This is a genomic window from Streptomyces sp. RKAG293 (genome assembly GCF_023701745.1).
In the GTDB taxonomy this organism is placed as follows: domain Bacteria; phylum Actinomycetota; class Actinomycetes; order Streptomycetales; family Streptomycetaceae; genus Actinacidiphila.
Genome location: NZ_JAJOZB010000001.1, coordinates 8,571,241 through 8,594,439 on the forward strand (window position 1 = coordinate 8,571,241; position 23,199 = coordinate 8,594,439).

22 protein-coding genes are annotated in these 23,199 nt (G+C 71.2%); 12 read left to right on the top strand and 10 right to left on the bottom strand.

The genetic code is table 11. The features are described 5' to 3' along the window. The first annotated feature begins 53 nt into the window (after positions 1–53). Positions 54–995 carry a hypothetical protein gene (locus LNW72_RS37760; RefSeq protein ID WP_250979538.1) on the top strand — a complete coding sequence of 314 codons (942 nt, stop codon included), beginning with the start codon at positions 54–56 and terminating at the stop codon, positions 993–995. A gap of 70 nt (positions 996–1,065) precedes the next feature. Beyond that, positions 1,066–1,332, top strand: coding sequence for a hypothetical protein (locus LNW72_RS37765; RefSeq protein WP_250979539.1), 267 nt, complete (start codon positions 1,066–1,068; stop codon positions 1,330–1,332). Positions 1,333–1,453: 121 nt separating this feature from the next. Here the strand turns inward: LNW72_RS37765 and thrS are convergent, their stop codons facing one another. Further along, complete coding sequence (thrS, locus tag LNW72_RS37770) at positions 1,454–2,773, bottom strand: threonine--tRNA ligase (RefSeq protein WP_285371108.1); 1,320 nt, start codon at positions 2,771–2,773, stop codon at positions 1,454–1,456. Between the two features lie 140 nt (positions 2,774–2,913). Further along, complete coding sequence (locus LNW72_RS37775; protein WP_250979541.1) at positions 2,914–3,408, bottom strand: cupin domain-containing protein; 495 nt, start codon at positions 3,406–3,408, stop codon at positions 2,914–2,916. A gap of 252 nt (positions 3,409–3,660) precedes the next feature. Between LNW72_RS37775 and LNW72_RS37780 the strand changes: the two genes are divergently transcribed. After that, positions 3,661–4,368 (top strand): alpha/beta hydrolase, encoded by a 708-nt coding sequence (locus LNW72_RS37780; protein WP_250979542.1) that lies wholly within the window; start codon positions 3,661–3,663, stop codon positions 4,366–4,368. A gap of 93 nt (positions 4,369–4,461) precedes the next feature. Here the strand turns inward: LNW72_RS37780 and LNW72_RS37785 are convergent, their stop codons facing one another. Next, positions 4,462–5,952, bottom strand: a complete 1,491-nt coding sequence (locus LNW72_RS37785) for an NAD(P)/FAD-dependent oxidoreductase (protein ID WP_250979543.1) — start codon at positions 5,950–5,952, stop codon at positions 4,462–4,464. Positions 5,953–6,230: 278 nt separating this feature from the next. Continuing rightward, the gene (locus tag LNW72_RS37790) at positions 6,231–6,929 is read right to left on the bottom strand and encodes a TetR/AcrR family transcriptional regulator (protein ID WP_250979544.1); all 699 of its coding nucleotides are present in this window, start codon (positions 6,927–6,929) and stop codon (positions 6,231–6,233) included. A gap of 129 nt (positions 6,930–7,058) precedes the next feature. On the opposite strand from LNW72_RS37790, the gene LNW72_RS37795 reads away from it, so the two are divergent. From LNW72_RS37795 to LNW72_RS37825, 7 genes are all read left to right on the top strand, one after another. Further along, on the top strand, positions 7,059–8,786 hold the full coding sequence (locus LNW72_RS37795; protein ID WP_250979545.1) for an amidohydrolase: 1,728 nt from the start codon (positions 7,059–7,061) through the stop codon (positions 8,784–8,786). Between the two features lie 80 nt (positions 8,787–8,866). After that, entirely contained in the window at positions 8,867–10,564 is a 1,698-nt protein-coding gene (locus tag LNW72_RS37800; protein ID WP_250979546.1) for an ABC transporter substrate-binding protein, read from the top strand. Further along, complete coding sequence (locus tag LNW72_RS37805) at positions 10,561–11,577, top strand: ABC transporter permease (RefSeq protein WP_250979547.1); 1,017 nt, start codon at positions 10,561–10,563, stop codon at positions 11,575–11,577. The genes LNW72_RS37800 and LNW72_RS37805 overlap by 4 nt, the downstream gene beginning before the upstream one ends. Next, positions 11,574–12,479: an ABC transporter permease gene (locus LNW72_RS37810; protein ID WP_250979548.1), complete on the top strand. Its 906-nt coding sequence runs from the start codon at positions 11,574–11,576 to the stop codon at positions 12,477–12,479. The genes LNW72_RS37805 and LNW72_RS37810 overlap by 4 nt, the downstream gene beginning before the upstream one ends. Continuing rightward, on the top strand, positions 12,479–13,522 hold the full coding sequence (locus LNW72_RS37815) for an ABC transporter ATP-binding protein (RefSeq protein ID WP_250979549.1): 1,044 nt from the start codon (positions 12,479–12,481) through the stop codon (positions 13,520–13,522). The genes LNW72_RS37810 and LNW72_RS37815 overlap by 1 nt, the downstream gene beginning before the upstream one ends. Continuing rightward, positions 13,519–14,442, top strand: coding sequence for an ATP-binding cassette domain-containing protein (locus tag LNW72_RS37820; RefSeq protein WP_250979550.1), 924 nt, complete (start codon positions 13,519–13,521; stop codon positions 14,440–14,442). The genes LNW72_RS37815 and LNW72_RS37820 overlap by 4 nt, the downstream gene beginning before the upstream one ends. A 129-nt stretch (positions 14,443–14,571) precedes the next feature. Then, positions 14,572–15,861, top strand: a complete 1,290-nt coding sequence (locus LNW72_RS37825) for a bifunctional GNAT family N-acetyltransferase/ATP-binding protein (protein ID WP_250979551.1) — start codon at positions 14,572–14,574, stop codon at positions 15,859–15,861. A gap of 30 nt (positions 15,862–15,891) precedes the next feature. Here LNW72_RS37825 and LNW72_RS37830 read toward each other — a convergent pair whose 3' ends face one another. The 3 genes from LNW72_RS37830 to LNW72_RS37840 all read right to left on the bottom strand — a co-directional run bounded on the left by LNW72_RS37830 (position 15,892) and on the right by LNW72_RS37840 (position 18,033). Further along, positions 15,892–16,410 carry a GNAT family N-acetyltransferase gene (locus tag LNW72_RS37830; RefSeq protein ID WP_250979552.1) on the bottom strand — a complete coding sequence of 173 codons (519 nt, stop codon included), beginning with the start codon at positions 16,408–16,410 and terminating at the stop codon, positions 15,892–15,894. 86 nt (positions 16,411–16,496) lie between these two features. Next, complete coding sequence (locus LNW72_RS37835) at positions 16,497–16,991, bottom strand: GNAT family N-acetyltransferase (RefSeq protein WP_250979553.1); 495 nt, start codon at positions 16,989–16,991, stop codon at positions 16,497–16,499. 103 nt (positions 16,992–17,094) lie between these two features. Next, a complete protein-coding gene (locus tag LNW72_RS37840) occupies positions 17,095–18,033 on the bottom strand; it encodes a LysR family transcriptional regulator (RefSeq protein WP_250979554.1) in 939 nt (312 codons plus the stop codon). An 83-nt stretch (positions 18,034–18,116) separates the two neighbouring features. On the opposite strand from LNW72_RS37840, the gene LNW72_RS37845 reads away from it, so the two are divergent. Continuing rightward, positions 18,117–19,043 carry a DMT family transporter gene (locus LNW72_RS37845; protein WP_250979555.1) on the top strand — a complete coding sequence of 309 codons (927 nt, stop codon included), beginning with the start codon at positions 18,117–18,119 and terminating at the stop codon, positions 19,041–19,043. Between the two features lie 149 nt (positions 19,044–19,192). Here the strand turns inward: LNW72_RS37845 and LNW72_RS37850 are convergent, their stop codons facing one another. Together LNW72_RS37850 and LNW72_RS37855 are read right to left on the bottom strand one after the other, a co-directional pair. After that, entirely contained in the window at positions 19,193–19,882 is a 690-nt protein-coding gene (locus LNW72_RS37850; protein ID WP_250979556.1) for an alpha/beta fold hydrolase, read from the bottom strand. A gap of 40 nt (positions 19,883–19,922) precedes the next feature. Further along, on the bottom strand, positions 19,923–20,855 hold the full coding sequence (locus LNW72_RS37855; RefSeq protein WP_250980462.1) for an NADP-dependent oxidoreductase: 933 nt from the start codon (positions 20,853–20,855) through the stop codon (positions 19,923–19,925). 124 nt (positions 20,856–20,979) lie between these two features. Here LNW72_RS37855 and LNW72_RS37860 point away from each other — a divergent pair, with 124 nt between their 5' ends. Beyond that, on the top strand, positions 20,980–21,936 hold the full coding sequence (locus LNW72_RS37860; protein WP_250979557.1) for a GlxA family transcriptional regulator: 957 nt from the start codon (positions 20,980–20,982) through the stop codon (positions 21,934–21,936). 40 nt (positions 21,937–21,976) lie between these two features. Here LNW72_RS37860 and LNW72_RS37865 read toward each other — a convergent pair whose 3' ends face one another. Continuing rightward, positions 21,977–23,119 (bottom strand): serine hydrolase domain-containing protein, encoded by a 1,143-nt coding sequence (locus LNW72_RS37865; protein WP_250980463.1) that lies wholly within the window; start codon positions 23,117–23,119, stop codon positions 21,977–21,979. Between the last annotated feature and the right edge of the window lie 80 nt (positions 23,120–23,199).

Here is a 23,199-nt window from a genome sequence, read left to right on the forward strand (position 1 = left end):
AACCGAGTCCAGGCCCTGAGCCGAGTCCAGCCCCTGAGCCCGACGCTCCGCTCGTGGACGGTCAGATCTGGGCACGCCTCTGGACGGTGGCCAACGTCATCGCGCCGACCACCGCGCTGACCACCCTGCTGTTCTACTTCGGCTACGTGGCGACGACAGCACGCTTCCGCTACTTCGGCGTCTACCTCGACATGGTCGACCTGTCGTTGCAGGAGATGCTGCTCTACGGCGTGGAGGTCGTCTATCCGCCCCTCATCGTCCTCGCGGTCATCAGCCTGCTGGTCATCGCCGCCCACACCGCGGTCCGCTGGATGGTGTCGTCCTCGGACCGCGACGCCATCACCGGATGGGTGGGACTGTTCACCGTTCTCCTCGGGCTGCTGGCGTTCACCAGGGGTGTTGTCGGCCTCCTGATACCGCGCGTGGCGCGCACCGAGACGATCGCGACGACACCGGTCTGTCTGGGGTGCGGCGCCCTCGCGATCGCCTACGGGCTAGGACTGCTGCGCACCTTCGCCATCCGCTGGGACCGGCACCGTGCGGCGGTCGCCGACCCGCCCGCGGATCCTATGCCCGCCGCGCACAGCGGTGAGCTCGCCGACTGGCTGGAGTCTCCCGCTGTCCGGCGCATCAGCCGGTATGCCCTGGCCTGGGTCGCCGTCATCGTCGTGGCCGGCTCGTTCTGGACGGCCAACAGCTTCGCCGCCGCGTACGGCCGGGGCCGGGCCCTGGACGACGCGGCGTCACTCGAGCACCGTCCGGAGGTCGTGCTGTACACCAAGGAACCGCTGCGGGACGTCCCCACCGGAGTGGAACAGACGGAGGTCGCCGCCGCGGAGAAGGACACCTACCGCTTCCGCTACCGAGGGCTGCGTCTTCTGGTCGAGTCGAACGGCCGGCTGTTCCTCGTTCCCGCGCGGTGGATCGCCGGCAGCAGCGAGACCCTCGTCGTCCCTTACGACGACTCCATCCGTATCGGCCTCATCGCGGGATGACGGTGGCCGGCTCCGGGTACGGGCAGCCGGTTCCGGTGCGGTGTCAGTGCCGGCTGCAATGCTGATGGGCATGGGTGAACTCATCTGGCGCCGGGTCTACGGCGCCGACCATGACGATCCGGATCCGGGGCCACGGACCGGTCACGTGTACCGGGAACTGGTCGGCGGTCCCCTGGACGGACTGCTCCTCGACGTCACCGGCTGGACGAAGCGGCAACTGCAGGAAAGTGCCGCGCTGGTCACCGAGATCGGCAGGTTCGGTCCGGGAGGCCGTGCCCTCTACGGCCCCCGCGCGGGCGACCCGGATCACTGGGACTGGGAAGGCGACACCCGGTAGCTGCGGCAGCTCCCTGTGCCGTGGACCGCGGTGGGCTGAGACGCCGGATCGGACGGTCCTGGCCAGGACCATCCGATCCGGCTCATCCCGGCCCCACCGCGGGCCGGTTCGAACCGCGGCGCTACGCCTCGGCGTCGCCGTCCCACAGGTCGGTGCTGTGAGCGTTGACGAGAGCGGAGATGCGGTCCAGCACCGCTGCCGCGGGCAGGGCTTCCAGACGGCGACCGTCCCGCAGGCGCAGGGCGACGTGGTCGTCCACGGCCTCCTTCGCACCGATCACCGCCTGGTAGGGCACGAGCCGTGCGAGCCGGATGCGCGCACCCAGGCTGCCGCGCTCCGGCCCGGCGAGTTCCGCGCGCAGCCCCTGGTCGAGGCAGCGTTGGACCAGCTCGGCGGCCTGCGGCAACTCGGCGTCGGAGACCGGGAGAACGACGAGCTGGGTGGGTGCGAGCCAGGCGGGGAAGGCGCCGGCGTGCTGCTCGATGAGGTGCGCGACGGCGCGTTCGACGCTGCCGATGATGCTCCGGTGGACCATGACCGGCCGGTGTTTCGCGCCGTCCGCGCCGATGTAGCGCAGGTCGAACTGCTCGGGCTGGTGGAAGTCGATCTGGATGGTGGACAGGGTGGACTCGCGGCCGGCGCCGTCGACGACCTGGACGTCGATCTTGGGGCCGTAGAACGCGGCCTCCCCCTCGGCGGCTTCGTAGGGCAGGCCGGAGCGGTCCAGGACCTCGGTCAGCAGGGCGGTGGACCGCTGCCACATCTCCGGCGCGGCCACGTACTTCCCGCCGGGTCCTGGGAGCGAGAGCCGGTAGCGGCTCGGGCTGATGCCGAGCGCCTCGTACGCCCGGCGGATCATCTCCAGCGCCGCCCGGGCCTCGTCGGCGACCTGGTCCAGGGTGCAGAAGATGTGCGCGTCGTTGAGCTGGATGGCCCGCACGCGGGTGAGCCCGCCGAGCACGCCCGACTGCTCGGAGCGGTACATGCCTCCCAGTTCGGCCATGCGCAGGGGCAGCTCACGGTAGCTGCGGGAGCGCGAGCGGTAGATCACCGCATGGTGCGGACACAGACTCGGCCGCAGCACGACCTGCTCACCGCCGAGGTCCATCGGTGGAAACATGTCGTCGCTGTAGTGCGACCAGTGCCCCGAGATCTCATAGAGCTCCCGCTTGCCGAGCACCGGCGAGTACACGTGCCGGTAGCCCGCCCGCCGCTCGGCGGTGCGGATGTACTCCTCCAGCGCGTGGCGCACGGTCGCACCGTCGGGCAGCCAGTACGGCAGCCCCGCGCCGATCAGCGGGTCGGTGTCGAACAGCTCCAGCTCACGACCGAGCTTGCGGTGGTCCTGCATCGTGGTCTCCTCGCGGACATCGAGGCGAGTGACCACACGGCGAAGCCCCGGGGCACTCGCCCCGGGGCTTCGGACTAGGACATCAGTCAGCGCGCCGGGACGTTCTCCGGCGTCGTCGTCATAGCAGCGCGCTTCATGGAATCCACGCTAGCAGAGGCGCTGCCCACATCGCAGGCCCATTTCCCGCTGGTGCCCAGGGCTCTCACGAACCCTGAGCTCAACCCTTCGGGCTACTTCGCCGCGTCGAGAGCAGCGCGCCACACCGGGCTGTCGACGTAGTGGTTGTCGTACTGCTCGGAGGAGTCCTTGATCTCCTGCGGGCTCGCCTCACCGCGCATCACCCGGCCGAGCAGCCGCAGGTAGTCGAAGCGCGGCATACCCGGCGTGAACACGAACAGCACGTCGGCTTCGGCGCCGGGGGCCGCCGCGAAGGCGTGCGGGGTGTGCGGCGGCACGAGGAGAAAGTCGCCCTCGTCCAGTATCTTCACCTCGTCGTCGACGAGCACCTGAAGGGAGCCGCCGATGACGAAGAAGAGCTCCGAGGCCCGCGTGTGAAAATGGGCCGGAGCACCCACCGCGCCCTTCGCGAACTGCGAGCGGTAACTCGTCAGCGAGCTGCCGTCGGTACCGCAGTCGGCGAGGAGGGTCATGACGCTGCTCGGGTCACTGGTGGTCTCAGCGGTGGCGGCGCGCGTCAGAACCGGCGTCAGTGTGGTGGCGTTCATGGTGGTACTCCCTGCTCCGGGCAGTGGCCGCGGGTTGTTCCGTGGCTTGGTGAGTACCACTCTAGTTAGCCAAGAGACCTGCTGTCGGGTGCATTTCCGCTCCGGAAAGATGGGTCAATTCACGAGCCTGAATCGGATGTGAAGTGTCCGGCGACGCGACACCGCGGTGCGTGCGATGAGTTCCGGGCCGTGGCAGCGTCTACCGTTGTGGCGGCTCGATACGCGCGTCGCCTGGCTGGGTGAGGACTGACGATGGCGACCTATGTGCTGATTCCCGGTGCGGGATCCGACTCCTGGTACTGGCACCGGGTGGCGCCGCTGCTGCGGGCGCGGGGGCACGACGTGGTGACGCCGGATCTGCCGTGCGCGGACGAGACGGCCGGGCTGGCGGAGTACACCGAGGTGGTCGTGGAAGCCATCGGCGACCGCAAGGGCCTGGTGCTGGTGGCGCAGTCGATGGGTGGTTTCACGGCCCCGCTGGTCTGTGCGCGGGTTCCGGTGGAGCTGATGGTGCTGGTGGCCGCCATGGTTCCTGCGCCGGGGGAGTCGCCGGGGGACTGGTGGGCCAATACCGGTCAGCCCGGGGCCAGACGGGAGCTGGATGTGCGGGAGGGACGTGACCCGGATGCCGAGTTCGATCCGGGCGTCACGTTCCTGCACGACGTTCCCGAGGACGTGGCCGCCGCACTGATGGCGCGGCCGGTGCTCGACCAGGCCGAGGCGCCCTTCCGTAAACCCTGGCCGCTGCCGAGCTGGCCGCAGGTGCCGACGAAGTTCCTGCTCTGCCGACAGGACCGGTTCTTCCCGGCCGACTTCCAGCGCCGCGTCGTCCGGGAACGGCTGGGCTTCACCCCGGACGAGATGGACGGCGGCCACCTCCCGGCGCTGGCCCGTCCGCAGGAACTGGTCGAACATCTGGAGGCCTACCGGATCTGCAACCATGCCGAGTACGGCAGTTGAGTCCGGCGCGCGACGGCAGGACCACCGCTTCGCGGGAAGGGGCGGTCCTGCCGGGCCCTGATGCGGTGTGGTCAGCTCAGGAGTTCCACGGGCTCAGATCTGTGTCGTGATCTCGCTCGCAGCACGTTCGCCGGAGGCCACCGCGGCGTTCAGCGTGGAGTTTTCGACGTCGGTGTGCTCGCCGGCGAAGTGGATCCGCCCCTCCTGGATGCCCTCGTAGCCGGCGAACGAGGTGTACTGGCCGACCTTGTAGTAGTGATAGGCGCCGAGATGCCAGGGGTCGAGGGACCAGTGGTCCTCGTAGGCCTTGCCGGTGTAGGCCGCTGTGGTGCCCGGGTAGAGGTGCTCGATCTGGCCGAGGAACCAGTTCACGTCCGCGGCGGGGGCGGGCCCGTGCGCCGCGCCCGTGAGCGTGTTGCGGGCGGTGCTTCCGCCGGGGAAGTTGACGAGCAGGGCCGGGGAGCCCTTGGGTCCTTGGGCGACCGAGCCGTCCCAGGCTGTCTGGTAGCCGAGCGGGCCGGTGTTGGTGATGCCGTTGTACCCGGCTCTGGGCCAGGTCTTGGACGCGAGTTGGGTGACGAGCTTGGCGTTCTGGCCCATGCCCTGCTGCTGGATCGCCGTTCGCTTCAGCGCGGACAGGCCCGCCTTGGAGAGGTCGACCTTGCGCAGCGTGCTGAAGGGCAGCGCCAGCACCACATGGTCGGCGGGAACGGAGACGGTGCTTCCGGAGTGGTTGAACGTGCAGGTGTAGCTGCCGTCGCCGTTGCGGCACAGCGCGACGAGTTCGTACCCCTGCTTGATGCTCCCGGCCGGGAGCTGTCCTGCCATGCCGCTGACGAGTTGGTCGTTGCCACCGACCAGGTGGTACTTCTCGTCGAAGCCGCCGCCGTCGAAGACGGAGGAGCCGCCCAGGAAACCGATCATGCCCAGCGCGGAGGCCTCGGAGGGTTCGCCGCCCGACTGCAGTTGCAGGGACTGGATCAGCTGGCCGAGCCGGGAGCCGGGGGCGAGGCCGATCTCGTCGAGGTAGTCCAGGCAGGAGAGTTGGTCGAGGCGGTGCGCCTCAGGGGTGCAGCTGTTGTAGCGGGGCGTTCCCGCCGCGGCGTACGAGGCGCTGAAGGCGTTGTAGACGTCGCCGTCCCAGTCGCTCTGTTGCTGGTCGCCGGTGTAGGTGCTGTTGTTGATCCGGGCGACGTAGTCACCGGTGTCCAGCGCACCGCCGTTCGCGTACTCGCGTTTGAGGCCCAGGTTCGCGGCGAGCTTGAGGATCGCCGTGTCGGTCGAGCTGATGAAGGCCCCGCCGTGCTCGCTGACCTGGCCGTTGTCGAAGAAGCCGCGCAGGGACCAGCAGCGGCCGCCGAGGTGGGTGGTGTCCGCCTCGTACACGGTCGCGGCGACCGGCCTGGCACGGTTCCACAGCTGGTGCGCGCAGCGGAGGCCGGCGAGGCCCGCGCCGACGACCACCACGCGGGGCGCGGTGACCGCCGCCGCCCGCGACGGGGTGAGCAGCCCGGCGGGGAGGGCGGCGGCCAGTGCGCCCGCGGTGCCGATGACCCGGCGGCGGCTGACCACTCGGTCTGCCACGCGACCGGCGTTGTCGGACAGGGCGCCTGACGGGACGTCGGACGGCGTCTTGGCCGGGTGGATCAGGACCGGGGATGAGCGCGGAGCGGCTGGTTCCTGGTGCATTGAATCCCTCTTCCCGGGGTCGGGGTGGCTGACGGTAGGTCAGCCAGGCTCGGGCGGCGGGGTGGAACCCGCCGCGGGTATCCGAGTTGAGGGGGAGTGAAGCGCTGGCGCATCAGTGTTGTCAACAGTGTTGCGCCAACGCGGCAATGCCATGGGGTGGGCCGGTGGGGGTGTCATGCCCCGCGAACGGCCTCGGCCTTCCGTTCGATCGCGGCGATCAGCGACTCGACCCTGGCCTCGAAGATCTGGTCATCCGTCACTTCGGCCAGCTGGGAGCTGAGTTGGGTGATGTGGGGGAACGCGGTGGCGTCGACCCGCCGGTACTCGCGGTTCCACGAGGACTCGTCACCGGCCCGTACATCCGGGTCGAACAGCAGATAGGCGGCGCGCTGGCCGACGTGGGCCAGCAGTGAGTCGCCGACCATCCGGTAGTGGACGGCCGCGTCCTGGCCCGAGAGCCCTGCCTCCATGACGGCTCCGAGGATGAGCTCGACGATCCGGAACTCGTTGGTGCGCCGGGTGGTGCGGCTGGCCATGGCGGACGCGACCGCCGGGTACTTGAGTGCGACCCGCAGGGAGCCGGCGGCCAGAGCGCGCAGCCGTCCCTTCCAGTCGAGGCCGCCGGGGATGCCGTCGAGCACCTCGCCCAGGGTCCGGTCGGCGACGGACAGCAGCAGCTCGTCCTTGTCGCGGAAGTGCCGGTAGATCGCGGTCGGGTCGGCGCTCAGCTCCTCGCCGAGGCGGCGGACCGTGAAGGCGTCGGCACTGCCGCGAGCCGCGATGCGCAGGCTCGCTTCGATGATCGCGTCGGGTGACAACTGCGCGCCGGCGCGCTTCGTCCGGGCGGGGGTGGCGGCGTGTGGGTTCGGCATGGTGCGGCCAGTCTAACGACGTCCGGACGAATGCGCGCAACACCGTTGACAACAGTGTTGCGCTGCCGTTCACTCCTCCTCAACACACACGCAGTGCGGGCTTGGCCCGCCGAGCCGGAGGGTACGTCGATGGGGAACACCAGGCAGCGGGCCGACACCGTCTTCGTGGGGGGCCGGGTTTTCACCGGGACCACGCCGGCGCCGATCGATGCCGCTGTCGCGGTCGGGGGCGGCCGGATCCTGGCCGTCGCCGACGAGGCCTTGGTCCGCGCCCTGGCCGACGGGGACACCGAGGTCGTCGATCTCGCGGGCGGCCTGCTCGTCCCCGGTTTCCAGGACGCGCACATGCACCCGGCGGTGGCCGGGGTCCAGATGCTGCGCTGCGACCTGTCCGAGGAGCGCTCCGTCGAGGGGTACCTGGCGGTGGTCGCCGAGTACGCGAAGGCGAACCCGGACGCTGCCTGGATATCCGGCGGCGGCTGGTCCATGGACATCTTCCCCGGCGGCACTCCCACCCGCGAGATGCTGGACGCGGTCGTGCCGGACCGGCCGGTACTGCTCAGCAACCGGGACGGCCACGGGGCCTGGGTCAACTCGCTCGCGCTGCGGCTGGCCGGTGTCGACCGCGACACCCCCGACCCGGTGGACGGCCGGATCGAGCGGGAGCCCGACGGCACGCCGGCCGGCACCCTTCAGGAGGGTGCCGTGGGCCTGGTCGGCGCGCATCTGCCGGTCGCGACACCGGACGAGGCGCTCGCCGGGCTGCTGGTGGCGCAGGAGTACCTGTTCTCCCTCGGGGTGACCACCTGGCAGGACGCCATGATCGGCGTCTTCCCCGGCAACCCGGACAACTTCGACGTCTATGTGCGGGCGGCCCGCGAAGAGTCGCTTCAGGCGAGGGTGGTCGGTGCCCTGTGGTGGGACCGCGAGCGCGGTCTCGAGCAGCTTCCCGAGCTCGAGGAACGCAGGCGAACCGGCCAGGTCGGGCGGTTCAACGCGACCACCGTGAAGATCATGCAGGACGGCATCGCGGAGAACTTCACCGCGGGCCTGCTGGAGCCCTACCTCGACCACTGCGGCTGCGCCACGGACAACTCCGGTCTCAGTTTCGTCGATCCTCAGCTGCTGTCCGACGCCGTGCGGGTGCTCGACGAGGCGGGCTTCCAGATCCACTTCCACGCGCTGGGGGACCGCGCCGTCCGTGAGGCGCTCGACGCGCTGGCCGGCGCCAAAGCGGCCAACGGGACCAACGACAACCGCCACCATCTGGCTCATCTGCAGCTGATCCACCCCGACGACCTGGGGCGTTTCGCCGAGCTGGGGGCCGCCGCGAACATCCAGGCACTGTGGGCGGCGCACGAGCCGCAGATGGACGAGCTGACGATCCCCTTCCTCGGATCGGAGCGGGCGGCCCTGCAGTACCCGTTCGGGGACCTGCAGCGGGCCGGCGCCCGGCTGGTCGCCGGCAGCGACTGGTCGGTGAGCAGCCCCAACCCGCTGTGGGGCATCCATGTCGCGGTCAACCGGACGGTGCCCGCCGAAGCCCCCAACGCGCCGCAGGCGCATGACACCGCAGAAGACGTCCACAGCTCCGACGCTTCGGTCGCGCAGGAGCCCGGCAAGCCGTTCTACCCGGAGCAGGCACTGACGCTCGCCCAGGCCCTGACCGCCTACACCGCGGGCAGCGCCTGGGTGAACCACCTCGACGACGTCACCGGGACGGTCGAGGTGGGCAAGTACGCCGACCTCGTGGTGCTGGACCGGGATCCCTTCGAGCGGCCCGCCCTGGAGATCGCCGACACCCGGGTGCTGCGGACGTACATCGACGGGCGGCTCGTCTTCGCCGCGACCGGCTGAGCTGCGCCGCCCGCACGCCGAAGCCGTTCCCACGCTGTTCCCACGCGCACCCTCAGGCGCACCACTCACGGAGGAACACCATGCCAGCAGCCTGTCCGAGCCCTGTCCGGCGACCTGACCGGCGATCCGCCCGGCGCCCGGTACGCCGCACCCTGACCGCCGCCGTAGCCGCGGCCGCCGCACTCGCCCTCACCACCCTGAGCGCCTGCAGCGGCACGGCCCACCCGAAGGCCGGGACCGCCGACGCCGCGTACCGGCTCACCGCGAAGACCCCTGCCGCCGCGGGCCCGGTCAACTCGTTCACCTGGTCGCTCTTCGCCGAGCCGACCTCGATCGACTACGCCTACTCCTTCGACTACCCGCCGAACCAGATCCTCGCCAACGTCTGCGAGAGCCTGCTGCGCTGGAACCCGGACCTGACGACCTCACCCGGCCTGGCGACGTCCTACACCCACCCCACACCGACCAGCTGGGTGTACCAGATCCGGTCCGGTGTGCGCTTCCACGACGGTACGACCCTCACCGCCGACGACGTCGTCGCCTCGCTGCGCCGCAACCTCGACCCCGAGGTGGCCAGCAACTGGGCCTACCCGTTCCGCAATGTGAAGTCGATCGACCGGACCGGACCGTCGCAGGTCACCGTCAGCCTCAAGTCACCGGACTCGACGTTCAACAAGTACCTCGCCGCGAGCCCCGGCACGGTGGAGTCCGCGGCCACCCTGAAGAAGGACGGCAAGGACTACGGCAACCCGGCGAAGGGTGTGAACTGCACCGGCCCCTTCTCGTTCGGGTCCTGGACCTCGGGCCAGTCACTGGTGCTCAAGCGCTTCGACGGGTACTGGGACGCCAAGCTCAAGGCCAAGGCCGGCGAGGTCAAGTTCGTCTTCCTGTCCGACCCGACGACACGCGTCAACGCCTTCCAGACCGGGGAGGTCGACGGCGGCTGGATGGTCCCGCCGCACGCCTACGCCCAGTTGAAGGCGAGCCAGGCGGGCACGCTGTACTTCGGCCGGAACACCACGGTCGCCTCCGAGATCGTCAACAACCTCAAGGGGCCGCTGGGCGACGCCCGGGTACGGCAGGCCCTGCTGATGGCCATCGACCGCAAGGGCATCGTCAAGGCGGGCGCGGGCGGCGTCGCCGATGTCGCGGACTCACTGGTCAGCTCGAACACCTGGAGCGGTACGCCCGACTCCACCGTCAAGGGACTGCTCAAGGCGCTGCCGAGCTATCCCTACGACCCGGTGAAGGCCAAGGCGCTGGCCGCCCGGGCCGGAGTGACCGGGCAGAAGGTCGTGATCGCCAGCAGCCCGCTGGACTCCCAGACCACCATCATCACCCAGGCCGTCGCGCAGGCGGCCAAGGCCATCGGGCTGAACCCGCAGATCGACACCATCTCCGCCGACAAGTACACGGCGCTGTTCACCGACGCCGCCGCCCGCAAGGGCATCGATCTCTTCCTCACCTTCTGGTACACGTCCATCACCGACCCGCTGGACATGTACGGCTCGCTGCAGACCGGCGCGTTCAGCAACTACGGCAACTGGTCGAACCCGCAGTTCGACGCGGCCATCGACGCGGCCACCGTCGCCCAGGACCCGGCGGCCGTGGCCGCCGCGACCGGGAAGGCGCAGCAGACGGCCATGGAGCAACTGCCCTGGCTGCCGCTGTACACCGAACCGGTGAGCGTCTTCCTCGGCAAGCGGATCACCGGGGTCCAGCCGTCCATCGCCTACCTGTACTACCCGTGGGCCGCCGAGATCGGAGCCCGCGGATGACAGCCGCCCTGGCGACCACCGCGGTGGACGGTGCCCGGCGGGCCGGGAGGTTCGGCGCCCTGGCGGTGTCGGTGCTGCGCAGGCTGCTCACGATGGCGGTGACGCTGCTGGTCACCTCGTTCGTGGTGTTCTCCTCGCTGTACCTGGCACCGGGTGACCCGGTCAGCTTCCTGGTGCGCGGGCGCAGCCCGAGCCCGCAGGAGATCGCCGCGATACGGGAGCAGTACGGGTTCAACGACCCGTTCCCCGAGCGGTACTGGCACTGGTTGCAGGGCGTGCTCCAAGGGGACCTCGGCCGCTCGTACCTGTTCCACCAGAGCGTCGACCAGGTGCTGTGGTCCCGGCTGCCCGCTTCGATGCTCCTGGTGGGCACGGCGGCGCTGATGATCGCGGTCGTGGGGGTCGGCGCCGGGATCGTCGGGGCCCTGCGGCGCGGAACGCGCACCGACACGGCGGTGCTGCTGATGGTCACCGTGGGGGCGGCGGTGCCGTCCTTCGTCGCGGCGATCATGCTCCGCTCGGTGCTCGGCGTACGCCTGGGCTGGTTCCCGACGATCGGGAACGGCACCGGGCTGCTGGACCGGATGCACCATGTGGTGCTTCCCGCCATCGCCCTGTCCGTGACGTTCATGGCACTGGTGACGCGGGTGACGCGCTCGGCGATGCTGGACGAACTGCGCCGTGAACACGTCGAGGTCGCGCTCAGCCGGGGGATGTCCAAGTCGTCGGTGGTGCGGCGCCATGTGCTGCGCAACGCGCTCGGGCCCATCGTCACCGTCTCCGGGCTGCTGGTCTCGGGAATGCTGGTGAGCACCGCGATCGTCGAGACAGCGTTCGGGATGTCCGGGGTGGGTTCGCTGCTGGTGCAGGCCGTGAACGAGATGGACTTCCAGGTGGTCCAGGCGATCGTGCTGCTGGTGGTCGCCGCGTTCGTCGTCGTCAACACGCTGGTTGACCTGGTGTATCCGCTGATCGACCCGCGCGTCGCGGCAGCAGCAGGGAGCGCACGATGAATGCCCCTTCCCCCACCATGACCGACCGCCGGGTCGACCGGCCCGCCCCGTCGCCGTCCCGGTGGCGACTCCCGCTGATGTGGCTGCGGCGGGCCGGCGGCGGATGGCTGATGCGGAGCTGTCTGCTGCTGCTGGCCCTCTTCGTCCTGATCGCTGTGTTCGCGCCCTGGATCGCCCCGCAGGACCCGACCTTCGGTGAGCTGGGCAACGGCTTCGCCGGGCCAGGGCCCGAGCACTGGCTGGGCACGGACCTGGGCGGGCACGACACGTTCTCGGCCCTGATCGAGGGCACCCGCACCAGCCTCGCCGGCCCGCTCGCCGTGGTGTTGTTCTCCACCACCCTGGGAGTCGCCGTCGGTCTGTTCACCGCGTGGCGCGGCGGGTGGGTCGACACGGCGGTCGGCCGGGTGCTCGACATCCTGTTCGCCTTTCCCGCGCTGCTGCTGGCGATCCTCGCGGTCGCCCTGTTCGGCAAGGGACTGACCGCGCCGGTGCTCGCCATGGCCATCGCGTACATGCCCTACACCGCCCGTCTGGTGCGCGGTCTGACGGCGCAGGAGAAGACGCGGCCGTACATCGCCGCCTACCAGGTGCAGGGCCACTCGGCGGTGTTCATCGCCTTCCGCCGGCTGCTGCCCAACATCACCCCGACCGTGCTCGCCCAGTCGACGGTGAACTTCGGGTACGCCCTGCTCGACCTCGCGGCCCTGTCGTTCCTGGGTCTGGGCGTGCAGCCGCCGACACCCGACTGGGGCTCGATGATCAATCAGGGGCAGGCAGCCGTCCTGCAGGGGCAGCCGCTGTCCGCGATCGTTCCCGCGGTCGCGGTGGTCCTGGTCGTGGTCGCCTTCAACGTCGTCGGGGAGAACCTCGGCGACCGGCTCGCGGGGAGGGAGTCCTGATGCCGCTGCTCGAATTCAACGACCTGAGTGTGGCGCTGCCGGCCATGGCCCGTCCGATCCTGGACGGCGTCAGCCTGACCGTCGCCGCCGGCGAGGCCGTCGCGCTGGTCGGGGAGTCCGGCTCGGGGAAGTCGGTCACCGCCCGTGCCGCGCTGGGCCTGTTCCCGGCCGGGGCCGCGATCGGCGGCCAGGTCCGCGTCGACGGTGCCGAACTGGTCGGGGCGGACGCCGGACGCCTGCGCGAGGTGCGCACCGGCAAGGCGTCGATGATCTTCCAGGACCCCCGGGCGGGCATCAACCCGGTGCGCCGCGTCGGGGACTTCCTCACCGAGTCGCTACGGCTGACCGGCGGCTGGTCCAGGGCACGGGCGAACGCCCGCGCGCTGGAACTCCTGACCGCAGTCGGCCTGCCGGACCCCGCCCGGCACCTGCGGCAGTACCCGCACGAGCTCTCCGGCGGCATGCTGCAACGCGTCATGATCGCCGGAGCGCTCACCGCGGAGCCGCGGCTGCTGCTGTGCGACGAGCCCACCACGGCGCTCGACGTGACCACCCAGGCGGAGATCATGGCGATCCTCCGCCGGCTGCAACGCGAACGCGGCCTCGGCCTGCTGTTGATCACCCACGACATCGATCTCGCCGCGGCGACCTGCGACCGGATCTATGTGATGTACGCCGGAAGGATCGTCGAGACCGGGACCGCGACCGAACTGCTCACCGCGCCCCGGCACCCCTACACCGCCGGGCTCCTCGGTTCGACGCCGCCCCTGGACGGTCCGCTCGGACGCCTCACACCGATCCGCGGCGTCCCCATGGGCCTGCTGGAATCCGCACCGGGCTGCTCCTTCGCCGCCCGGTGCCCGCACGCCCGGCCGGGAGTCTGCGACCGGACGGCGCCCGACCTGGCACCGCCTGCCGCCCAGGTCCCGGCGTCCACAGCGCACAGCGGCCCCGCGCTCGTCGCCTGCCATCTGGCCGACGAGATCGGTGGCCGGCCGGCGATGGCGGCCGTCCGCGTCTCACCCAGCGAGGAGGACCGTTGAACACCGCACCCGCTCCCGCCCCTGCTCCCACGCCGGCCGCCGCATCGGCCGGAGGCCCGCTGCTCCAGGTCAGCGGTCTGCGCAAGACCTACTCGACCGCCGGCACCCAGGTGGTCGCCGTCGACGATCTGTCGTTCTCCCTGCATCCGGGCGGTGCCCTCGGCCTGGTCGGCGAGTCCGGTTCGGGCAAGACGACCACGGCGCGGATGCTCGTCGGTCTCGAACGCCCCGACCACGGAGAGATCCTGGTCCAGGGCGCGCCGATCGCCGCGACGGTGCGCGGAAGGGCGGCACGGCTCGCCCGCGCGAAGGCCGTGCAGATCGTCTTCCAGGACCCCTACCTCTCGCTGGACGGCCGGATCAGCGTCGGGACGACCATCGACGGGGTGCTGCGGCTGCACGGATTCGGTGACCGTGTGGCGAGGGCCGGCCGGGTCAGGGAGCTGCTGGCCCAGGTCGGTCTCGGCGACCGCGAGTCGGCGGCGCTGCCCCGTCAGCTGTCGGGCGGGCAGCGGCAACGTGCCGCCATCGCCCGTGCGCTGGCGGTCGAGCCCGCTGTTCTGGTTCTCGACGAAGCGGTGTCGGCCCTCGACGTCTCGGTGCAGGCCCAGGTGCTCAACCTGCTGTCGGACATCCGCCGCGACACCGGCATCGGCCTGGTTTTCGTCAGCCACGACCTGGCGGTGGTGCGCTACGTCTGCGACGAGGCGCTGGTGATGTACCGGGGGAGGACCATGGAACACCAGCCGGTCGCCGATCTCCTCACCGCGCCGCGGCACCCCTACACCCGGCTGCTGCTGGCCTCCGTACCCCGCACCGGCTGGGACCCCGACGCCATCGGCCGCCAGCGGCGCGCGCTCGGCGCCGTCCCGGGCGATGCGGCCTCCCCGGCCTCCCCGACCGTGGGTCCGGACGCATAGGGGCAGCGGAGTCCGGGTCCTACGGACGGAACGTAGCGTTCGGTCCGCCGGATTGTGCACGGTGGAGCGGGCCCCGCCCCGGCACCGCCCCTAGCCTCACCGAAACGGCACGGACGAGGGGCGGTACCGGTGAACTGGCTCATCCACGATTACCGCGAGAGCGATCTCGCGGCAGTGGTCCACCTGATCGACACCACGGCCGAGCTCGGGCAGGAGTCGGTCTTCTCCCTCGCCGAGTGCATCGGCGCTCTGACGTCCCGGCAGCCCGCGGTGGTCGCCGTCCACCAGGGCGTCCCGATCGGCGCTGCGCTCGCGAGCGTGGCCGGCGAGCGGGCCTGGGTGATGCGCATCGCGATCTCCTCGGTCTGGCGCGGGCGGGGACTGGCCAGCGCCCTGCTGGTGGAGCTGGAGCGGCGGCTCGTCGCGGCGCGGGTGGGCCGGATCGCCTACGTGCTGCCGGAGGAGGACCTGCTCGGCGAGGGACTCCTGAACGCCGGCTACACCCGGCAGCCCGCGGTGGCCTACTTCGAGAAGGTCGAACCGTCGCACGGCCCCGCGGCGAGCCTGCTGGAAGACCTCGGCGGCCGGTTCCTGCCGGGCGACCTGTGGGGCAAGGTGGCCGGGATGGAAGCGGAGAAGGACCTGATCGAACGGCGGGTCGTGCTGCCGCTGGCGGAGCCGGAGCGGGCGGCCCGGCACGGGGTCCGGCCGCCGCGGGCCATCGCCCTGTTCGGGCCGCCCGGCACGGGCAAGACGACGTTCGCACGGGGCATCGCGTCCAAACTCGGCTGGCCGTTCGTCGAGCTGCTGCCGTCCCGGCTGGCGGACGAGGGCAACCTCGCCGCCGCCTTGCGCAGCGCGTTCGCCCGGATCGCGGAGCTGGAGCGGGTGCTGGTCTTCATCGACGAGGTCGAGGAGGTCGCACCGGTCCGCACCGAGCCGGTGCAGCCGGGCGGCATGCACGGGGTGACCAATGAACTCCTCAAGCTCATCCCGGGCTTCCGGGAGGGCGACGAGCGTCTGCTGGTGTGCGCGACGAACTCCATCCGCTCCCTGGATCCGGCGTTCCTGCGTCCGGGCCGCTTCGACTACCTGATCCCGATCGGTACGCCGGACGCGGCCGCCCGCTCGGCGATCTGGTCCCGGTACACCGGCGGCCGCCCCGACGTGGAGGTGCCGGCTCTGGTGACGGCCAGTGAGCTCTTCACCCCGGCGGACATCGAGCACGCGGCCCGCACCGCCGCCCAGGCGTCCTTCGAACGGGACCTGGAGTCGATCGGCGGCGGGGCGGGCATGCAGGGGCCGCCGGGGGCGAGTACCGGTGATTACCTGGCGGCGATCGCCCAGTGCCGGCCGACCGTCACCCCCGCGATGACCGAGGAGTTCAGCGCGGACATCACCGCCCACGCCCGGCTCTGAGTGCGTCGAGATCGTTTTCCAAGGTTCTTCTCACGGCGAGGCGGGTGAGTCGTCGCTCGGCCGGGCTGCCGGGAGGTTCCGTACAAAGCTGAGGCCCGGGCGACCGCTCAACCGGATTTCGCCGATGGGGGTGAATCCCGTTCGGGCCAGTACGGCCCGTGAGCCGGCATTGTCGAGTGTGGTCCTGGCCCGCAGTGCGGTCAGGCCGTACTCCGTGGCAGCCAGTTCGCAGATCTGGTGAACGGCGGCGGTTGCCAGCCCGCGCCCTGCGGCCTCCTCGGCGATCCGGTACCCGAGTTCCGCCGAACCCCCTTCCACATCAACCAGGTTGACCCGCCCCAGCACCGCGCCGTCGTCGGCGACCAGCACATGGAAGTGGAGCAGCCCCGCGGCCTGGTCGGTCAGCAGCTCATCGAGCCGGGCATCGAAGTGGGCGAAGTAGTCATCACCACGGTCGGGAATCGACGCGGCGAAATAGGTCCGGTTCTTCTGCTCGAACTCCAGTAGGGCCGGGGCATGTCGGAGGTCGAGGAGTTGCATGACAGGCATGGCGCAAGGTTACGCACTGGTGCCGCGGAGCCGGTTGGTTCGGCATGACTCACATCGCTGTGATCGTCCGGGAGGTTCGGGGAGGTTCAGGACAGCGTCTTCGCGAGCCAGTGGTCGACATGGGGGTCGTCGTTGAACGCGGGCACCTCCTCGTAGCCGAACCGGGCGTACATCCTGCGGGCCTCGACGAGGTCGTCACGGGTGTCGAGCCGCATCCGCGTCACCCCGAGTTCGCGGGCGCGGGTCTCGAGTTCCTGGAGGAGGAGCGCCCCGATGCCCTGCCCGCGGGCGGGCGGCGCGGTGTAGACGCGGCGGATCTCGGCGGTCGCGGGCGGCAGCAGGAGCAGGCCGGCGCAGGCGACGGCGGTGTCGGCCTGGCGGGCCACCAGGAACAGGCCGTGTGGCGGGGCGAGATCGTCGCTGGGGGCGTTGTGCAGCACGGCGTCGATCTCGGTGCCGGTGGCCCGGCGTCCGTACGCCCGGCTGAGGATGTCGTCGAAGTAGGCCCTCATCAGGCCGCGCGCCTCAGCGGACTCGGGGGAGACCGGGACGAGAGTGACGGGCTGCCGGGACTGGATCATGGGTCCAGTTTCGCCGGTGGCCGAACGCCACCGGGAGCGGGGTGCGGGGAGCGGGGTGCGGGCATGCTCCGGGGCGGTGATGCCCGCCCGGTCACGACCCCGGTCACCTTCCCGGTGCGTCGAGACCGTCGTGGCCCGGGGTCATGTGCCCGGCACGGTCGGTGAGGAGGCCGGTGACGAGGGCCAGCGGCGGCCAGTTCAGCCGGCCCTGTCGGGCGACGGCGTAGGAGTGCAACTCGACGCTGGGGGAGGTGAGGGGCAGGATCCGGATGGCGGGGTAGGTGGCGTGGCCGATGGGCAGCAGGCCCACGCCCAGGCCCGCGGCGATCATGTCCTGGACGAGGTCGAGACTGTCGGCCTGGTGGGTGATCCGGGGGCTGAAGCCGGCCATGGAGGCGAGTGTGCGAATGACGTGCTCGTCCGCGGTGTTGCGGGAGTTGACGATCCAGTCGTGTTCGCGGAACCCGGCGAACACCTCCTGGGCCGTTCCGGTGGGCGCGGCCGAGGCGGTGGCGAGCGCGGGAACGCCGAGACCCCATGTCGCCGTCCACAGCGGTGTCGCCGTCAACGACGGGTCGACGGTCGCCGGAGCGAGGTTGTAGTCGTAGGTCAGCGCCAGGTCCGCCTGGTCGCCGGTCAGCAGCGCGAGAGCCTCGGCGGGCTCGTGCTCCCGGATCAGGATGTGCACGCGTGGATGGCTCGCCGCCAGATCCGTGATGACCGGCAGCAGGAAGCTGCGGATGGCGGTGGCGAATCCCGCGATCCTTATCGTGCCGTTGGGTTCCGCTTCCGGACCCAGGTCGAGCCGCGCCGCTTCGACCGCCGCGAGGATGGTCACCGCGTGCTCGGCCAGCCGGCGCCCGGCGGGCGTCAGCCGCACCCGGCGCCCGTCGGGCTCCACCAGCACGGTGCCCGTCTCCCGGGACAGGGCTGCGATCTGCTGCGACACCGTCGAGGTCGTGGTGCCGAGAACGTCCGCGACGGCCCGCATGGACCCCAGCCGGGACAGTTCCGCCAACAGTTCCAGCCTCCGTGTCTCCATCCCGCCATTGTTCAGTATTCCTGAACGGACTGTCCATGATCGCCACGTGGACATCAACGATGTGTCGGCCCTCTACTGGAGCCATGACCTCCGCAGCCACCGCCGCTCCCACCGTTCCCGCGGCCTCCTCCGCCCTCGGCCGGCTGCCCGGCGGGGCCCGGGGCGGAGCGCTCATGGCTGTCGCGTCCATGTCCTGCGTCCAGCTCGGCCTGGGGCTGTCCGTCCCGCTGCTCGACCAGCTCGGTCCGCTGGGCACCGCGTGGCTGCGGCTCGCCTGGGCCGGAATCCTGCTCCTGGTGCTGGTCAGGCCCCGCCCGTCGGACTTCACGCGGAAGGACCTCCTCGCGTGCACCGTCCTGGGCGCCGCGACCGCCGGCCTGATGGTGCTCTTCATGTGCGCGGTCACCCGTATCCCGCTCGGCACCGCCAGCGCGCTGGAGTTCCTGGGACCGCTCGGCCTGTCCCTCTACGGTGCCGCGGGCGGGCGCAGGATATGGGCCCTGCTGGCCGGGGTCGGCGTGGTGCTGCTCACCGAGCCCTGGCACGGCGGCACCGACCTCGTCGGGGTCGGGTTCGCGCTGGCCGCCGCGCTCTGCTGGGCCGTGTACATCGCGCTCACCCAGAAGGTGGGCGACCAGGTCACCGGACTGAAGGGGCTGGCCCTCTCCATGCCGGTCGCCGCCATCGTCGCCACGTTCTTCGCCGCGCCGACCGAACTGAGCCACCTGACCTGGCCGTTGATCCTCACCGGCCTGGCGCTGGCCGCGCTGCATCCGGTGCTCCCGTTCAGCCTGGAATTCCTCGCCCTGCGCCGGCTCACCACCACGGCCTTCGGCACCCTGATGAGCCTGGAGCCTGCCATCGCGCTCGCAGTGGGCCTCGTCAGCCTCGGGCAGATCCCCGGCCCGGCCTCCGCGGTCGGCGTCGGGTTCGTCGTGGTCGCGGGAATCGGCGCCACCCGTGCCGGAGCGCGCACCGCGGCACCGGGTGACGGTGCGACCGACGGCTGAGTATGTTTGGCGCTGTGGGCACACGGCCGAGAGAGCCGTCCGGACCCGCTGGCGCATGACGACCGCGGCCCGTCTGCTGCGCGAGTCCGACGCCAGGCCGGAGCGTTCTGACGCCGGTTGTCGGTCCTCGGCTCCCGGTGCCCCGCCCCTCAGACCTCCGCTGCTGAGTCCTCCGCGCTCGCCAACAGGACCTTCAGCAGCTCGTCGGGAGCGTCCCGCATCACGTTGTGGCCGGAGGACAGGGCGTGTGTGCGCCAGGCGGGGTCGTCGAGCAGCCGCTCGTAGAGCCCGGTGAACGGGGATTGCCCGTCCCAGCCGGTGGCGTAGACGTAGTCCCTGCTCCCGAACCGGTCGAGTCCGCCCGCCAGACGGACCGACTGGAGCAGGGAGGCCAGCGGGTGCGGGGTGGCGCGGGGGTCGAAGAACGGCAGTGGCGCACTGGTGAAGCCGGTCTCGTGCGCGCCGTTGAGGTACCACTCGCGCTCCTGGCCGGTGACCAGGGACCAGCACGAGTCGCCGTCCTCGGGGACCAGCGCGTCGACGTAGACCAGTCCGGCCACTCGCTCGGGGGTGCGGTCGGCGGCGCCGGTGATCACCATGCCGCCGTAGCTGTGCCCGACGAGGACGGCGTCGGTGATCTGCTGGTCCGTCAGAAGGTTGACGACGTCGTCGATATGGGTGTCGAGATTGACCGAGTGGGTGAGCAGGTGCTTGCGGTCGCCCACTCCGGTCAGGCTCAGGGGGAAGGCCTGGTGTCCGTGTGCGCGCAGCCGGCGGGCGAGTGGTTCGAAGGTCCATGCGCCGTGCCAGGCGCCGGGTATGAGCACGAACGTGGTCATCGGGCGAGTCCTTCCGCGGGTCGGTCGGTGACGATGCGGGTCAGTCGGTGACGGTGAGGACGATCTTGCCGGTGGTGCGGCGGCTGTCGGCGAGTTCATGGGCCTTGGCGGCCCGCTCGAGCGGGAGCACCGTGTCGATCCCGGGGCGCAGCAGGCCCGCCTCGGCGAGGGCGGCGATCTCCCGCATGCCCGCCTGGTCGGCTTCGACGACCATGAAGGCGGCGCGCAGCCCGAAGGGGCGGGCCTGGTCCGCCAGGTACGCCTCGGCCGGGGAGGCGAGGGCGACCAGGGTGCCGCTCTCGCGCAGGGTGCGCAGTGAGCGCGGCCCGTACTCGCCGCCGATCGTGTCGATCACGACGTCGACCGGTGCGACGGCGGTCTCGAAGTCGGTCCGGGTGTAGTCGACCAGTTCGTCCGCTCCGAGGCCGCGCAGGAAGTCGTGCTTGGCCGAGCGGGCGGTGCCGATGACGTGGGCGCCGCGGGCCTTGGCGATCTGGACGGCGAGGTGGCCGACGCCGCCCGCCGCGGCGTGGATCAGCACGCGCTGTCCGGGGCGCACGTCGGCGACGTCCACCAGGGCCTGCCAGGCGGTGAGCGCGGCCAGCGGCAGCGCGGCGGCCTGTACATGGGTCAGTCCGGCGGGCTTGCGGACCAGGTGCCGGGCCGGGGAGGTCACGTACTCCGCGTAGGTGCCCGCCGGGACCGGGTGGCGCGGCATCCCGAACACCGCGTCGCCGGGGGCGAGTGTGGTCACCCCGGGCCCGACCGCCTCGACGACACCGGAGACGTCCCAGCCGAGCCGGATCACGGTGCCGGCCAGGCCGCCGGTGGCCCGGTGCCAGGAGTCGGTCGGATTGACCCCGGCCGCGTGCACCCGCACCAGCACCTCGGCCGGCCCGGGCTCCGGGCGCTCCACCTCGATGACCTTCAGCACCTCGGGTCCGCCGAACTCGTCCTGGCCGATCGCACGCATCGTCATTCCCCTGTTCCCCTGTTCCCCTGTTCGCCGGGCCCCTGTGGCCCGTTGGGATCAAGGTTTTCGCATTTCGCCGCCGGGAACGAGTGGCAAGATTGCCAGCATCTGAAAGAATCTTGCCATGCATCGTGTCGTGGTCCTGGCCCTCGAAGGCGTCTATCCCTTCGAACTGAGCATCCCCGTGCGCATCTTCGGCACCGCCGCCGGGCGCGACGGCGAGGCACTGTACGACGTCGTCACCTGCAGCCTGGACGGGGAACCCGTCACCACCAGTGCCGATTTCGCCATCACCGTGGCCCATGGGAGCGAGGCCCTCCGCAGCGCCGACACTCTGGTCATCCCGCCCTTCGCCTGCGGCCCCGACGAGGAACGGGACTGGCTGCCCGACGAGTTGGCCCAGGCGCTCGCCCTCCTGCCGCCGGGAGCGCGCATCGTCTCGATCTGCACCGCCTCCTACGTGCTGGCCGCCGCCGGTCTGCTCGACGGCCGTTCCGCGACCACCCACTGGAACGAGGCCGACCACTTCCAGCGCACCTTCCCGCGGATCCAGGTCGACGCGAACGTGCTGTTCGTCGACGACGGCCAGGTCCTCACGGCGGCCGGTGTCGCGGCCGGGATCGACCTCTGCCTGCATCTGGTGCGCCGCGACCACGGCAGCGACATCGCCAATCGGGTGGCCCGGTTGTGCGTCGTACCCCCCTGGCGGGAAGGCGGCCAGGCCCAGTACATCGAGCGCCCGATGCCGCAGCCCTCGACCGCCAGCACCGCCGCCACCCGCGACTGGGCCCTGCGGCAGCTGCAGCGGCCCATCTCGCTGGCCGAGCTGGCGGAGCACGCCCGTATGAGCGTCCGGACGTTCTGCCGGCGCTTCCACGACGAGGTCGGCATGCCCCCCGGCCAGTGGCTCGTCCAACAGCGCGTCGGCCATGCCCGACGCCTGCTGGAGACCACCGACCTGCCGGTCGACCAGGTCGCCGCCCACGCGGGCTTCGGCACCGCCGTCTCCCTCCGCCAGCACCTCGCCACCACGATCGGCGTCTCGCCGACCGCCTACCGCCAGGCCTTCCGCGCCCGTTGAGGCGCGTACGGCACGGCTCGTACGACGAGTCCGCAAGACCTCAGCGACGCAGCAGGGCGCAGGCGAAGTCTTCCTCGACGGTGCGGACCTGGGCGAGCAGCTCGGGCTTGATGCTCTTGCTGGTCTGGGTGGTGATCGAGAAGGTCAGGGACCGTTTGCCGTCCGGGGTCGCGGCGGCCAGCTGCGTGTAGCCCGCGGTGTTGCCGGTGTGGCCGTAGAGGATCCCGCAGCGGGTGGTGTAGCGGAAGATCGCCAGCCCCGCCGCGTTGACACCCGGGCCGGCCGGTTCCGACGCTCCGCCGGGGACGAAGGTCAGCTGCTGCTTGCGGGTCTGCGGTGACAGGAGGCTGCCGCCGGCGTAGCCGCGGATGAACGCGGTGAGGTCGTTCGGCGTCGCCACGACGGCGCCGGAGGCCCACACGCCCGACGAGCCGAAGAGTTCGGTGACGTCCTCGGCCGGAGCGGGCGGGTCGACCGCGTAGCCGTGCAGGTAGGGCCGGGGGAGCCGGAAGCCCTGCGGGAGGCTGGTCTGCCGCAGATTCAGCGGCTGGTACACCAGCTCCTTGAGGAGGTCCTCGTAGCGCCGGCCGGTCGCCGCTTCGGCCATCAGCGCGACGGCGATGTTGTCGGAGTTGGAGTACTGGTACCGCGCGCCCGCCGGGAAGACCAGCGGCTCGTCGGCGACGAAGTCGAGCAGCTTCCGCGAATCGAAGACGTGGTGCGGGTCCGCGCCCAGGGTCCGCCGGAATTCGGCGGACCCGGTGTAGTCGGGCAGTCCGCTGGTGTGGTTGAGCAGCTGGCGGAGCGTCACCTTGCACCAGGCGGCGGGCAGCGAGGGCAGCCGCTCGCCGATCGTGGTGTCGAGCTTGAGCCGCCCCCGGTCCACCAGCCGCAGGGCGACGGCCCCGCTGTACGCCTTGGAGAGGCTCGCGAGCCGCATGTGGTCGGTCGCGTGCAGCGGGCTGCCGGTCTCGAGGTCGCCGACACCGGCCCGGTAGACCTCGGTCCGGTCGCCGCGCTTGAGTGCGGCGATCACTCCGGGCGGGCCGCCCGCGGTGTCGACCAGCTTCTGGATGCTGCGCTGGAGTGCCTGGTCGGGCTGGGGGCGGGCCTCGTCCCCGGCGTGCGCGGGCTGGACGAGCCCGCCGGCCGCCGCGGCGGCGATCACCACGGCGACCGGCATCAGGCGGCGGGTCCTGCGGCGTCCGGACGATCGTGACAGCACGTGCGTACCTCCCGGGGAGCGTGGCGCGGGGTCCGACC